We start from the raw sequence: 14,334 nt of genomic DNA on the forward strand, positions 1-14,334 counted from the left end.
ACTTACACGCATGTAAGTATCCGGTTCGGGAGAGCGCGATGGCCGAGCATTTCGACGTGGTGGTGGTGGGTGCCGGGATTTCCGGTATCGGCGCGGGATACTTCCTCCAGCGCGACTGCCCGGATCACTCCTATGTGATCCTGGAGGGGCGGGAACGGCTGGGCGGAACCTGGGACCTGTTCCGCTATCCCGGTATCCGCTCCGACAGCGACATGTACACGCTCGGCTACAGCTTCAAGCCGTGGACGGAGGCGAAGGCGATCGCCGATGGACCTTCGATCCTGCGCTATCTCGATGAAACCGCGCGCGAACATGGCATCGACCGGCATATCCGTCACCAGCACCGCGTCGTTGCGGCAAGCTGGTCGACGCCCGACGCGCGCTGGACGGTGACGGTCGAGCGCGGGGCGGAGCGGGAGCGCGTGGAGTTCACCTGCAACTTCCTCTTCATGTGCTCGGGCTATTATAATTACGAGGCTGGGTACTTGCCCCATTTCGAGGGGCGCGAAGATTTCTCGGGCACGATCGTCCATCCGCAGCATTGGCCGGAGGCGCTGGATTATGCCGGCAAGCGCGTCGTCGTGATCGGATCGGGCGCGACTGCAGTTACGCTGGTGCCGGAAATGGCGAAGACGGCGGCGCATGTGACGATGCTGCAGCGCTCGCCCACCTATATCGTGTCGCGGCCCAGCGAGGATGGCATCGCCAACTGGCTGCGGCGCAGACTGCCCGCCAAGCTCGCCTATCGCCTGACCCGGTTAAAGAATGTCGGGATGCAGCAATTCTTCTACCGCATCGCGCGCAAGAAGCCGCAGCAGACCAAGGAGCGGATCGTGCAGATGGTCCGCGACGAGCTGGGGCCGGACTATGACGTCGCGACGCATTTCACGCCCAGCTATAATCCATGGGACCAGCGCATCTGCCTCGTCCCCGATGCCGATCTGTTCGCCGCGATTCGCGAGCGCCGGGCGTCGGTTGTAACCGACCATATCGAGCGGTTCGAGGCGGATGGCATACGCCTGAAGTCGGGCGAGCTGCTGCCCGCTGACATCATCGTCACCGCGACGGGGCTCGACCTGCAATTGATGGGCGGGGTGCCGTTCACCGTCGATGGACAGCGGGTCGAGCCGGCGCAGTCGCTGGGCTACAAGGCGATGATGTATTCGGACATTCCGAACCTCGCCTCGTCGTTCGGCTATACCAATGCCAGCTGGACGCTGAAGTCCGACCTGACCTGCGCCTATGTCGCCCGCCTGCTCAACACGATGAAGAAGCGCGGGATGCGGCAGGCGACGCCGCGCGTCGGGGCGGACGTAACGCGGGAGGATTTCCTCAGCTTCACCTCCGGCTATGTCCAGCGCGCGATCGACCGCTTCCCCAAACAGGGCGACAAGCGCCCTTGGCGGGTCCACCAGAATTACACGCTCGACCTGATCGACCTGAAGTTTGGCGGGATCGATGACGGGATGGAGTTTTCCAACCCCGAACCGGCGCGGGTGCGCGAACTGGCGTAGCAGAAGCGGCCGCTCCGTTCGTTGCCCCGGCCTTGAGCGCGGGCTGGACTGTTCTTCCACCGCCAGAAAAGAAGCCCTGTCCCGGCTCAAGGCCGGGACGACGATGGGCTGGCGTGTTGAGCGGCGTCTTTCTCCCGCATTGCAGCAGAAATGTCGGAACGATTGCGTTCCGGATGCATTGCCCTGTCGATGCCCGAGCTTATGGAACCGAACACGGCGGCGCTGCTGGCACCGCCTCCCGCCCATCTGGCCGATGGTGCCAGCCTGTTTCTCGACTTTGACGGAACGCTGGTCGAGATTGCCCCGCGCCCCGATGCGGTCGCGGTCGATGCGCCTCTGCGCCAGCTGATCTCGCACTTGTCGACCCGTTTCGATGGGCGTGTCGCTATTGTTAGCGGGCGCGGCGCGGCGGAAATCGATGCGCTGTTCGGTGGCCTGGATTGCCCGATCGTTGGCAGCCACGGCGCGGAATTGCGCGGTGTCGCGCAGGCCGAAATGCCCGAGCGCCCCGCCGCGCTCGATACTGTTGCGGCGCGCTTTCACGCGCTCGCCGAAGCGATCCCCGGTCTGGTGGTCGAGATCAAACCGCTCGGCGCCGGCCTCCATTATCGCGGCGTACCCACTGCCGAAGCCGAGGCGCGCGCGCTGGCCGAGGAGCTGGCCGGGGCGACCGGCCTGACGCTCCAACGCGGCAAGATGGTGTTCGAGCTGCGCGCGCCGGGCGACAAGGGCCGCGCGATCGCCGCGCTGATGGGCGCAATGCCCTTTGCCGGATCGCGCCCGGTATTTCTGGGCGATGACCTGACCGACGAGCCCGGCTTTGCCACGGTCGCGCGGCTCGGGGGCGCCGGCGTGCTGGTCGGACCGGTGCGGGAAACCGAGGCTGTCTATCGCCTGCCGGATGTGACCTCAGCGCTGCGCTGGCTCGAAACCCTGGCGGAGGACGCAGCATGAAGCCCAATCTCGACCTGTGGCCGATCGGCAATTGCCAGGTCAGCGCGCTGATCGACCGTGCCGGGCGCTTCGTCTGGGCGTGCGCGCCCAAGGTGGATGGCGATCCGCTCTTCTCGTCGTTGCTCGACGGGCGCGACCCGCGCTCCGACGATGCGGTCGGGCTGTGGGCGATCGATCTGGAGGACTGTGCCAGCGTCGAGCAGCATTACCTGACCAACACCCCGATCCTGATCACACGCATGACCGACAGCAACGGCAGCGCGATCGAGATCACCGATTTCTGCCCGCGCTTCGAGCGGCTGGGGCGGATGTACCGCCCGGTCGCCTTTGCGCGGATCGTGCGGCCGGTAGCGGGGTCGCCGCGCATCTGTGTGCGCCTGCGCCCGACGCGCAACTGGGGCGATCCGGCGGTGCTGACCACAGCAGGGTCGAACCATATCCGCTATCTGCTCGACGGGATGCAGCTGCGCCTGTCGACCAATGCGCCGGTCGGGTTGCTGATGGATGAGCGCTGTTTCCGCGTCGAACGCCCGCTGCACTTCTTCCTCGGCCCGGACGAGAGCTTCGCCGGCAACCTCGGGACGACGCTTGAGGAGATGCTCGGCTACACCACCTATCACTGGCAGAATTGGGCACGCGGCCTCGCGACGCCATTCGAGTGGCAGGATGTCGTGATCCGCAGCGCGATCACGCTGAAGCTGTGCCAGCACGAGGAGACCGGCGCGATCGTCGCCGCGCTCACCACCTCGATCCCCGAACATGCGGATAGCGGGCGCAACTGGGACTATCGCTACTGCTGGATCCGCGACGCCTATTACACCGTTCAGGCGCTCAATCGCGTCGGCGCGCTCGACGTGCTGGAGGGCTATCTCGCCTATCTGCGCAACATCGTCGATCAGGCCAAGGGCGGGCATATCCAGCCCCTCTACGGCGTGCAGGGCGAAAGCGTGCTGATCGAGAGCGAGGCGCCGCGCCTGGCCGGCTATCGCGGCATGGGCCCGGTGCGGGTCGGCAACTTGGCCTATGAACAGGTGCAGCACGACGCCTATGGCCAGATTGTGCTGTCCAACGTGCAGGCGTTTTTCGACCAGCGGCTGTTCCGCATGGCCGGGCGCGAGGATTTCGAGGCGCTGGCGCGGGTTGGCGAGCGCGCGGTCGAACTGTTCGACAAGCCCGATGCCGGGCTGTGGGAGCTGCGCACGCGGCAGAGCGTCCATACCTATTCCGCCGCGATGTGCTGGGCGGCGTGCGACCGGCTCGCCAATGCCGCCGAGCGGCTCGGGCTCGAGGGCGATCGCGCACTTTGGCAGGAGCGGGCGGACCGGATGCGCCGCGCGATCGAGGAAGCCGCGTGGCGGCCCGACACCAACCGCATGTCGGCGACCTTCAGCGGCGACGATCTCGACGCCAGCCTGATCCAGCTGCTCGACCTGCGTTTCATGTCGCCGGACGACGACCGGTTCCGCGGTACGCTCGCGGCGGTCGAGGAGGGGTTGCGACGCGGCAGCCACATGCTGCGCTACGCGACCGAGGATGATTTCGGCCTGCCCGAAACCGCGTTCAACGTCTGCACCTTTTGGTTGATCGAGGCGCTGCACTTCACCGGCCGCGACGCTGATGCGCGCGCGCTGTTCGCCGAGATGCTCGACCGCCGCACCGCCGCCGGGCTGCTGTCTGAGGATATCGATCCGGTCAGCGGCGAATTGTGGGGGAACTATCCCCAGACCTACTCGCTGGTCGGCATGATCAATTGCGCCGTCCTGCTGAGCAAACCCTGGAGCGCCATCAGATGAGCCGCCTGATCATTATCTCGAACCGCGTCTCCGCGCCCAAGGATTCCCACGCCGGGGCGCAGGGTGGCCTTGCCGTCGCGCTGCAGGCGGCGATCCGCGAGTTCGGCGGCATCTGGTTCGGCTGGTCGGGCGAGACCGTCGAGGAATTTACCGGTCAGATCAATTTCCAGCGCGCGCAGGGCGTGACGACCGCGACCGTCGACCTCGAAGAGCAGGATATCGAGGAATATTATAACGGCTACGCCAACCGCACGCTGTGGCCGCTCTTCCACTACCGCATCGATCTTGCCGAATATGAGCGCGGCTTTGCCGGGGGTTATCAGCGGGTCAACGACCGCTTCGCCGATACGCTGCGCCCGCTAGTCGAGAGCGAGGACATCTTATGGGTGCAGGACTATCACATGTTCCCGCTCGGACAGTGTTTGCGCGACCGGGGCGTCAAAAACCGCATCGGCTTCTTCCTGCACATCCCCTGGCCGCCCCGCCGCCTGCTGGCGACGATGCCCGAGGCGCAGGAGCTGGTGCGGACGATGTTCGCCTATGACCTGGTCGGGTTCCACACGCAGGAGTGGCTCGAGTCGTTCCGCGACTATGCGACCTATGAGCTGGGTGCGACGGTCGAGGACGATGCGCTGGTGCTGGGCGAGCGGCGGGTGCGCACGATCGTCGCGCCGATCGGGATCGACTGCAAGGAATTCGTCGCGGGGGCTTCGACTGCCGCAGCGAAGCTCGCCTATCGCCGCATGCGCGACAGCGCGGTCGGACGCGACATGATCGTCGGGGTGGACCGGCTCGATTATTCGAAGGGGCTGGAGGAGCGCTTCGCCGGCTACGAACGCTTCCTCGCCGAGCATCCCGAAGAGCGCAAGGAAGTGTTCCTGCTGCAGATCGCGCCGCCGTCACGCGGGGCGGTGGAGAGCTACAAGAAGATCCGCACCGCGCTCGAAGGGCTGTCGGGGCGAATCAACGGCGCCTATGCCGATACCGACTGGGTCCCCATCCGCTACGTCAACCAGGGCTATCCGCGCGACGTGCTGGCGGGCATCTACCGCGCCGCGCGGATCGGGCTGGTCACCCCGCTGCGCGACGGGATGAACCTGGTCGCGAAGGAATATGTCGCGGCGCAGGATCCCGAGGATCCGGGCGTGCTGATCCTCTCGCGCTTTGCCGGGGCAGCGGCGCAGCTCACGGATGCGGTGCTGGTCAACCCCTACAGCGCGGACGAAGTGTCCGACGCGATCATGCAGGCGCTGCGCATGAGCCGCGACGAGCGCAAACGGCGCTGGCGGGCGATGATGGACAATGTCGAGGCGGAGGACGTAGCGTGGTGGCGGACTCTATTCACGGACGCGCTGATGGGGAAGGACGCGCCCGCTCCGCTACCGGCGGATAACGACGTTGCGGCCTAAGCCGTAAAGATCGCGCCGTCGCGGACTTCGAGCGGCCACGCGGTGAGCGCGGCACCCGCGCACGGACCGCCGACGCACACGCCATCCTCGATGCGGAACAGCGCGCCGTGCCAACTGCACTGGATCATTGCGCCGTTCGCGGTGAGATAGGCGTCGAGCTGCTGCGCGAGTGGCAGGCCCATATGCGGGCAGCGGTCGACATAGCCGCTTACCGCGTCGCCACTGCGCACCGCGAAACCGTGGAAGCGACCCGCCTTCATCTCGAGCACGAAGTTGCGCGCCGCGCCGTCGGCGATCAGGTCGAGCGGGCCCAGCCGGACGCCGGGCGGGGTGGCGGTGAGGCGTTCGCTCACCCGGGCAGCTGCGCCTTGGGGAAGCCCGCCCAGGCCGCATCGTAATCGGGCTGCGCCGTCGCCATCGCATGCGTGGTCGGGCGGTAGGGCCAGCAGGTTTCGACCATGAACGCCATCGTGCCGTCGATCTTGTGCGGCTTGAGCTCGGCGTTGCTCGCGCCCTGCCAACTTGCGACATCGGGACCGTGGCCAGCCATCAGATTGTGCAGCGACAGGCCGCCGGGGACGAAGCCGTCGGCCTTCGCGTCATAGGCGCCGTGGATCAGGCCCATCGCCTCGCTCATCACGTTGCGGTGGAACCAGGGCGGGCGGAACGTGTCTTCGGCGACCATCCAGCGCGGCGGGAAGATCACGAAATCGGCGTTGGCGCGGCCCGGCACGTCGCTGGGCGAGGTGAGGACGGTGAAGATCGACGGGTCGGGATGGTCGAAGCTGGCCGTGTTTATCGTGTTGAAGCGCGACAGGTCATAGCGCCACGGGGCGAGATTGCCGTGCCAGGCGACGACGTCGAGGGGGCTATGGTCGATCGTCGTGGTCCAGAGTCGGCCGAGCGACTTCTGGACGACCTCGAATGGTTCGTCGCGATCCTCATACCATGCCGCCGGCGTCTCGAAATCGCGCGGGTTGGCGAGGCCGTTGGCACCGATCGGGCCAAGGTCGGGCAGGCGGAACAGCGCGCCGTAATTTTCCGCGACATAGCCGCGCGCGGTGCCGTCCGGTAGCACCGCCCGGAAGCGCACGCCGCGCGGAATGAGCGCGATCTGGCCCGGCGCGATGTCGATCCGCCCCAGCTCGGTCAGCAGCGTCAGGCGTCCGGCCTGCGGGATGAACAGCAGCTCTCCGTCCGCGTCGAAGAAGACACGGTGGCCCATATTGGCGTTGGCGGCGTAGAGATGGACCGCAACGCCCTCGAGATCGGCGGGGTCGCGGGTGACGAGCATGGTCGTCATGCCGTCGATCAGGTCGGTGCCCGGCGCGGGATCGGCGATCGGTCCCCAGCGCAGGCGGTTCGGAGCGAGCGGGGCGGAGTCCGGCTGCGGCACGAAACGCGTGGCGGCTTCATAGGGCGCGAACGGCGGATGCTCGGCGCTGGGGCGCATCCGGTAGAGCCAGCTGCGGCGATTTTCGTGGCGCGGCGCGGTGAAGGCGGTGCCGGAAAGCTGCTCGGCATAGAGGCCATAGGCAGGCCGCTGCGGCGAATTGCGCCCGATCGGGAGGGCGCCCGCGACTGCCTCGGTCGAGACGTGATTGCCGAAACCCGGGAAATAGTCGGTCATGGATCAGACCCTAAAGCGCGCTCTGGCGTGTAGTCGGATGAGGGGGCGGTCTGTGGCCGCCTCCCTCATCCTCCTGCGTTCCTTCCCCCTTCGGAAGGTTGAGGCCGGTTGTCCCGGCTCTCCTCTCCAACCCCGTTATGCGTCGACCTTGATCACCCCTCTACGGATTTGATCGAGTTCAATCGACTCAAAAAGTGCCTGGAAGTTGCCGTTGCCGAATCCTTCATTGCCCTTGCGCTGAATGATCTCGAAGAAGATCGGACCGAACATGTTTTCGGTAAAGATTTGCAGAAGAATGCCCTCGTCGCCGACATTGCCGTCGATCAGGATGCGGTTCTTGCGCAGCCGCTCCAGGTCTTCGCCATGGCCGGGGACGCGCTTGTCGACCAGCTCGTAATAGGTCTCGATCGTGTCCTGCAGCTTGACGCCGCGCGCGCGCAGCCGTTCGACCGTGTCGTAGATATCGTCCGTGGTCAGCGCGAGGTGCTGGATGCCCTCGCCCTTATACTCGCGGATGAACTCCTCGATCTGGCTCTTGTCGTCCTGGCTTTCGTTCAGCGGGATGCGGATCGCCTTGTCCGGCGCGATCATCGCCTGGCTGAACAGGCCGGTCGCCTGGCCCTTGATGTCGAAATATTTCTGCTCCTCGAAGTTGAAGAGCGTCTTGTAGAATTCCGACCACACCCGCATCTGGCCGCGCCGGACATTGTGGGTGAGGTGGTCGAGCAGGTCGAGCCCGACGTTGTTCTCCGCCTCCGCCTGCTGCCAGCCGGGGATTTCCTCCCAATCGGCATAGAGGTCGGTGCCATCCTGGATGAAATAGAGATACGATCCGCCGATGCCGATGATGCAGGTGTCGTCCTCGGCGGTGCGCTCCGCGCCGTTGTTCAGCGCCCACTCCATCGCCGCGACCGGATCGGCGACGCGGAACGCCATCGCGCTGGCCGAGGGGCCGTGCACCGCGCGGAACTCGGCGACGCGGCCGCTCTCGTCGCGGTTGAGCATCAGGTTGATGCGGCCCTGCTTGAAGCGGGTGATGTTCTTGGTCGGGTGGCGGTGCGAGGGGACGAAGCCGAGCTGCTCGAACTGCCGCGCCATCGCGTCGGGATCGGGCGAGGTGAATTCGACGAATTCGAAGCCGTTGAGGCCGAGGGGGTTCATGGGGTCGGTCATGTCGAGGACTCCGCAAAGTTTGCCCGCACGTACACGTGATGGCCATTTGGTGTCAAATGTTACTAAATTGCGCGCGCCGCGTTGGAGGTTGTCCCTTGCATTGATTGATGGAGAGGAGGAGGTTCGTTGCGAGGGGGAAATGATGCTCTACCCGCTTGCGCTCGCTGCTGCCGTGTTGACCGCCCAGGATGCTGCTCCGGCGGTGGTCGAGGTCGACGTGATCCAGACCAGCCCGGATTTCGACGCCGCGATGGACGCCGGTGACGCGCGCAAAGCGCTCGCGCTCCTTGAACCCGATGTGAAGGCGTGCATTGCCGCTAACGGCGGCAACGGCGCTGCGCCAGAGCAACTGCGCCCGTGCGTGATGCTGATCTCAATGTGGTCGCTGGTGATGGGCGAGACCGGGCGTGTGCAGGAGGCGGTGGCCACGGCCAGACGCGCAGTTGCGATCGCAGCCACGTTTGAAGAAGCGAGCGGGATGAGCATGAATGCCCGGTTCATGCTCGGTGCCGCGCTTGAACGGATCGGTCGGCATGGCGAAGCGGAGCCAGAGTTCATCGCCGCACTGGCGGCAGCCGAGGTGCTTTTTGCAGGCGATCCGCTGCTTGCCAACTACCTCGGCCGCCGTGCCAATAATCTGGTGATGCAGGGACGCCATGCCGAAGCCCTGCCGCTCGCGCGCCGTGCGGTCGAACTGGCTGGCGACACGGTCGAAGGCGCGGTGTTTCGGATGATGGAGGGGACCGCGCTGACGCGGCTGGGACAGCTCGCCGGTGCGGAGGCAACGCTGCGGATCGCAGTCGCGCGACTGGACGCGCTGATGGGATCGCGTGCCACGCAGAGCATCCGCGCACGCGAGGCGTTGGCGCATTGTCTGGAGCAGCAGAACCGGGTGACTGAATCGCTCGCGCTCTGGCGTGAGAGCGTGGCGATGCGCCGGGCAGAGGGCGATAGCCCCGACCTTGCCGACAGCCTGTCGGGCCTGAGCGTGCTGCTCGTCCGCACGGGCGAATATCGTGAGGCGGAAGCGGCGGCGCGCGAGGCGCTCGCGATACGCCTGCGATTTTTCGGCGAGGCGAGCAACTTCACGGGGCTTGCCTATAATAATCTTGGCCTGGTCCTGATGGAATCCGGACAGATTGAGGCTGCCGCGGCGATGTATGGCCGCTCGATCGAGGTCATCAAGGCATCCGGCGTCGTCAATATCGACGAGATGATCGCGATCATGACCAACCTTGCCAGCGTGCTCGTCCGCCTTGGCGAAACGGGCCAGGCGATCGACGTGCAGCGTCAGATCCTCGACTATGCCGAGCGTGCCTTTGGTCCAAATCATGTGCGCTCGGTGATGGCGCGCAACAATCTCGGCGCGGCGCTGGGCGGTGCGGGCCGGCACGTGGAGGCGATCGCACTGTTGGAAGCAAATTATGCTGCGGCAAAGGCGCTCGGCCCACAGGGGATGCAGATCGCCGCGCAGACCGCGAGCAGCCTCGCGGCATTTCTCGGACGCGAAGCGAACGCAGCGAAAGCGCGCCTGTGGTTCGCGCGCGCCGATGCGGATTCACGTGCGGCGTTTCGCCCCGATCATATTCACCGCATCCTGTTGGGCTGGAGCTACGGCAACTTTCTGATCGGTGAGCACGACGCGTTGCCACTCGCGCGGACATTGCTGCTTGAAGCGGGGACCCAGACACTGGCGCGCATGGCAAGCGGTCAGGGGTTCGACGCGCAAGCGCAAGCCGAGATGGGTCGCCTGACCCGCGTCTTCCGCGATCAGGTCCGCGCCGCCTGGATGCTCGCGCAGCCCGCCCGCTGACGGGCATCCGTCTGATCCTGACCGTCGTTTTCACCTGAACGAACTGACAGAAACGGGGCGTCTGAAGTCAGTATCCGGAACTTCCATGAACCCCAACACATCCGTGAACCTGACCCGCCGCACACTCGGCTGGTTTCTCGGCGCCGCACTCTGCCTGGGTGTCGCGCAGCCGAGCACCGCGCGCGCCGCGGCGATGCCCGATCAGCCCAGGGTGGCGGCGACCACGCAATCGGAAACCGCGATCGAACGCGCAATGCGGGCGGTGGTCGCGATCAGCCCGCAGGATGAGGCGGCGCGCAAGCAGAATGGCGATACCGAAGCCGCTGGCGGATCGGGCTTCGTCATTCACGCATCCGGCCTGATTCTGACCAATGCGCATGTCGTAGCAAAACTCGATACGGTCGAAGTTACCTTTGCCAATGGCAGGCGGTATCGGGGCAAGGTGATCGGGCGCGACGGGCGCACCGATCTTGCGGTGGTCAAGATCGAGCCCGACGGGCCGCTGCCGGTACTCAAATTGGCGAAGTCATCGCGCTTGCCGCTGGGGGCAAAGGTCTTTGCACTCGGCAATCCGATGGGCCACCGTTTCTCGGTTACTTCCGGGATCATAAGTGGTTATGACCGCGCCTATGACGTCGCATGGCCGGTGAACTTCATCCAGCATGATGCGGCGCTCAATCCGGGGAACAGTGGGGGGCCGCTGATCACCGAGGAGGGGGAAGTGATCGGGATCAATACGGCAACGCCGCCTGAAACCATCTTCGACATCGGTATCGGTCTTGCGATTCCCGCCGAACTGGCGGCGAAGATCGCGGCCCAGCTGGTCGCCGATGGCAAGGTCGTGCGCGGCCGGCTGGGCGTCACCGCGAGCAGCGCCGACGCCGGCATGGCCGAGGCGCTGGGCGCGCCGGGCAAGACCGGCCTGATCATCGATGCGGTCGGCGAGGGTGCGGCGGCGCGCGGCGGCCTCAAGATCGGCGACCTGCTGCTCAGCGTCGAGGGGCGCAAGCTGGAGGTGGTGCGCGACCTGTCGATGGCGCTGATCGACAGCAAGCCGGGCGACAAGGTCAGGGTCGAGATCGTCCGCGACGGCAAGCCGATCGCGCTCGCGGTGGCGCTGGAGGTGGATGACGATCTCGCCGGTGAACGCGGCAAGGTCGCGGCGCTGGCGATGGACATGAGCGGCACTGCGGGCGGCACCTATAATCTCGGCTTCGCGCTGCGCGGCGATGGCGGGCGCGTGCTGGTCGGCAAGGTCGAGGACGCGTCGATCGGCCAGATGTACGGACTGTATGAAGGCGACGAGCTGCTGGCGGTCGACGGCGTTGCGCCGCGCGACGCGGCGGCGGCGATGGCGGCGATCAAGGGATCGAAGCGCGATGTCGCCGTGCTGCGCATCCAGCGCGCGGGGCAGGGGACGCTGCATGTCGCGCTCCCGCTGAGCGCCGAGGCCGCCAAGGCGCGGCGTCCCGGCGTGCCGCGCCGTTTCCCGCGGGGGCCGCTATGACGGAGATGATGACGATGAACCTGTTGAAGCTGGACGCCGAGGCGGCCCAGAATATCGCCGACACCTTTGCCGGATGCCGCGCGCTGATCCTGGAGGACGAGATCGGGCCGGAGATGAAGGCGGCGCTGGAAGCGGCCGGGTGCGAGCGCGTCGACCTGTTCGAGACGGGCGACGCGGCGCTCGCGGCGCTCGAGACCGAGGCCTATGACGTGCTGGTGCTCGACCGGATCAATCCCGGGATCGAGGGGCTGGAGGTGCTCGATCGCGTGCGCCGTCGCCCCAATGGCCTCAAGACCGATCCCGATGTGCCGGCGCTGGTCTATTCGCTGCTGGGCGGGGAGGATCAGCGCATCCACGGCCTGATCGCGCGCGGGGCGGACGATTATGTGCCCAAGCCCGCGACGAGCGAGGAACTGGTCGCACGCGTCGCCGCGCAGCTGCGCCGCCGCAAGCCGACGATGCGCAGCAAGGGCTGGACGTGCGCGCCGCTGGAGGTCGATGCCGATACCAAGGATGTGCGCTGCAACGGGCGGCTGCTGCAGCTGACCAGCCGCGAGGCGGACATCCTGGTCGAGCTCTACAAGGAGCGCGGCAATCCGCTGAGCCAGTCGATGCTGTGGGACCGCTGTTGGATCGGCAAGGGCTGGAGCCACTTCCCCGAGGAGTTCGCCAACACGGTCGACCAGGCGATCAAGCGGCTGCGCAAGTCGCTGAAGCGGCAATGCCCCGATATTCCGGACGATTTCCATCCGCTGGTGACCAATATCTGGGCTCAGGGGTTCGCGCTGCGCAACCTGGCGGGCATGGAGGGCGGCCGCTGATCGGCATGCTGCGCTGGCTTCCGCTTCGCACGACGTTGGTCATCGGCGCGCTGGCTGCCGTGGCGCTGGCCGGGCTGACGCTCGGCCTGCTGCAGATGGTGTCGATGAACGCGCGCGAGGTGGCGATGGTGCGCGCGCAGGCCGATGCGGCGGTGCTGTCGAGCAAGATCGACAGCCTTGCGCGCGGCCTGCCCGCCGAAGAGCGCGACGCCGAAGTGCTGACCATGGTCGCGGCGCGCGCGATGGAGGCGACCGATGGCGGGCGCTGTGACAGCGGCGAGCGCACGCGGGCGTTGTTCCTGTATCGCGGTGCCGATGGGACGCTGACGGGCACGCCCAAGCTCGACTGGCCGGCGGGGCGGGGTGAGGTGCGGTTGCGCGTCCCAGCCGGAACCGCGTGCCAACGGGCGGAGGCGACGGCAGTCGGGACGATCGTCGATCTGGGCGGTGGCCGCGCTTTCCTGAGCGCGCGGATCTTCAGCCCCGATCCGCGCCTGATGACGCGCGCCTATCTGCTCGCGGCGGGGGTGGGGCTGGCGTTTCTGCTGCTTGCTGGAGTGCTCGCCTGGGCGTTGATGCGCGGCTGGCAGTCGCGGCTCGATGCGTTCAATGCGCTGCTGGATCGTGCCGATCGCACCGGCTTTGCCGAGCGTGCGCCGGTCGATGACGGTCAACCCGAATTCCGGCTGCTTGCCCAGCATCTTAACGCATTGCTCGCGCGGTCGGAGGATATGATCGGCGGGCTGCGGCGGCTGCATCGCCATGTCGCGCACGATCTGCGCGGGCCGGTGATGGTGGCGCGCAAGCATCTCGAGGCGCTGGCGGTGAAGGTGCCGGACGAGCCGCTGATCGCCGATGCCGACGCCAAGCTGCTGACGATGGACAAGCGCTGCCGCATGCTGCTCGGCATCATCGACGCCGAAGTGTCGCGGCGGCACGAGGCGGACAGCGTCGATCCCGGCGCGCGCATCCGCCAGCTGATCGACGACATGTTCGTCTATCTCGGCGACGACAAGGATCTGGAATTCGCGCTGGAGGCGGTCGATGCGCGCGTGCGGGTAGCGGGCGACCTGTTCGACCGCATGGTCGAGAATATCCTGGGCAATGCGGTCAAGTTCGCGACGCCCGAATCGACGATCCGCGCTGCCGTGACGCGATCGGGCGACACGGTGACCGTCTCGGTCGACAATGACGGGCCGGGGATCGACCCCGCCAAGGTCGAGCGCATCTTCGAGCCGGGTTATTCGAGCGGCGGGGCCGACAGCCATGGGCTGGGGCTCGCCTTTGTCCGCACCGTCGCACTGCGCGCGGGCGGCAATGTTCAGGCATTCAACCGCGCGGGCGGGTTTCGCATCGAAATCACGCTGCCCGTGCATGATGACCACAGCCAGAATGACAGGGAAAGGGGACAAGATGAGGTCTAGTTTTCACGGGCGGCTGCTCGCCGGAGTGGCTGCGATCGCGATGCTGGGTGCGCCTCCGCTGGCGCTGAGCGCCGCGGCGCAGACGGCGCCTTATGACAGCGAGCGAGGCGTCTACAGCTATGCGCGCGATCTCAAGGCTGTCGCACCGAGCGTGGTCAAGGTGATCGTGCTGGGCCAGAAACAGGCCGAGGGTGAGCGCAGCGCCTCGCGCGAGCGGCAAGGCGAGGACCCGTTCCGCGGCCAGGCGACCTCGGCCCAGGCGGGACCGCAGGGGCAGGCCCCGCAGGGCGCGCCGC

12 protein-coding genes are annotated in these 14,334 nt (G+C 66.6%); 9 read left to right on the forward strand and 3 right to left on the reverse strand.

Going from position 1 to position 14,334, the window contains the following annotated elements; genetic code table 11:
- Nucleotides 1–38: 38 nt before the first annotated feature.
- From AX681_RS11470 to otsA, 4 genes are all read left to right on the forward strand, one after another.
- On the forward strand, nucleotides 39–1,514 hold the full coding sequence (locus AX681_RS11470) for a flavin-containing monooxygenase (protein WP_066661105.1): 1,476 nt from the start codon (nucleotides 39–41) through the stop codon (nucleotides 1,512–1,514).
- A gap of 189 nt (nucleotides 1,515–1,703) precedes the next feature.
- Nucleotides 1,704–2,468 (forward strand): trehalose-phosphatase, encoded by a 765-nt coding sequence (gene otsB, locus AX681_RS11475; protein ID WP_231733766.1) that lies wholly within the window; start codon nucleotides 1,704–1,706, stop codon nucleotides 2,466–2,468.
- Complete coding sequence (locus AX681_RS11480) at nucleotides 2,465–4,261, forward strand: glycoside hydrolase family 15 protein (protein ID WP_066661109.1); 1,797 nt, start codon at nucleotides 2,465–2,467, stop codon at nucleotides 4,259–4,261. Before otsB ends, AX681_RS11480 begins: the two co-directional genes overlap by 4 nt.
- Nucleotides 4,258–5,670, forward strand: coding sequence for an alpha,alpha-trehalose-phosphate synthase (UDP-forming) (otsA, locus tag AX681_RS11485; protein WP_066661111.1), 1,413 nt, complete (start codon nucleotides 4,258–4,260; stop codon nucleotides 5,668–5,670). Before AX681_RS11480 ends, otsA begins: the two co-directional genes overlap by 4 nt.
- Here the strand turns inward: otsA and AX681_RS11490 are convergent.
- The 3 genes from AX681_RS11490 to hppD form a co-directional block, all read right to left on the reverse strand.
- Complete coding sequence (locus AX681_RS11490; protein WP_066661113.1) at nucleotides 5,667–6,023, reverse strand: Rieske (2Fe-2S) protein; 357 nt, start codon at nucleotides 6,021–6,023, stop codon at nucleotides 5,667–5,669. The genes otsA and AX681_RS11490 overlap by 4 nt on opposite strands.
- A complete protein-coding gene (gene hmgA, locus AX681_RS11495) occupies nucleotides 6,020–7,300 on the reverse strand; it encodes a homogentisate 1,2-dioxygenase (protein WP_066661116.1) in 1,281 nt (426 codons plus the stop codon). Before hmgA ends, AX681_RS11490 begins: the two co-directional genes overlap by 4 nt.
- Before the next feature lie 135 nt (nucleotides 7,301–7,435).
- Complete coding sequence (gene hppD, locus AX681_RS11500; protein ID WP_066661118.1) at nucleotides 7,436–8,473, reverse strand: 4-hydroxyphenylpyruvate dioxygenase; 1,038 nt, start codon at nucleotides 8,471–8,473, stop codon at nucleotides 7,436–7,438.
- A 142-nt stretch (nucleotides 8,474–8,615) separates the two neighbouring features.
- On the opposite strand from hppD, the gene AX681_RS11505 reads away from it, so the two are divergent.
- The 5 genes from AX681_RS11505 to AX681_RS11525 all read left to right on the forward strand — a co-directional run.
- A complete protein-coding gene (locus AX681_RS11505; RefSeq protein WP_197421957.1) occupies nucleotides 8,616–10,286 on the forward strand; it encodes a tetratricopeptide repeat protein in 1,671 nt (556 codons plus the stop codon).
- An 85-nt stretch (nucleotides 10,287–10,371) separates the two neighbouring features.
- Nucleotides 10,372–11,793, forward strand: a complete 1,422-nt coding sequence (locus AX681_RS11510) for a S1C family serine protease (RefSeq protein ID WP_066661120.1) — start codon at nucleotides 10,372–10,374, stop codon at nucleotides 11,791–11,793.
- A complete protein-coding gene (locus AX681_RS11515; RefSeq protein ID WP_066661128.1) occupies nucleotides 11,790–12,614 on the forward strand; it encodes a response regulator transcription factor in 825 nt (274 codons plus the stop codon). Before AX681_RS11510 ends, AX681_RS11515 begins: the two co-directional genes overlap by 4 nt.
- 5 nt (nucleotides 12,615–12,619) lie before the next feature.
- Nucleotides 12,620–14,038, forward strand: a complete 1,419-nt coding sequence (locus tag AX681_RS11520) for a sensor histidine kinase (RefSeq protein WP_066661130.1) — start codon at nucleotides 12,620–12,622, stop codon at nucleotides 14,036–14,038.
- Nucleotides 14,028–14,334: hypothetical protein (locus AX681_RS11525; protein ID WP_197424282.1), on the forward strand; the 307-nt coding region annotated here is incomplete at its 3' end. The genes AX681_RS11520 and AX681_RS11525, both read left to right, overlap by 11 nt.

The sequence above is a fragment of the Sphingomonas sp. CCH9-E2 genome, assembly GCF_001557215.1.
Lineage (GTDB): Bacteria > Pseudomonadota > Alphaproteobacteria > Sphingomonadales > Sphingomonadaceae > Sphingomonas.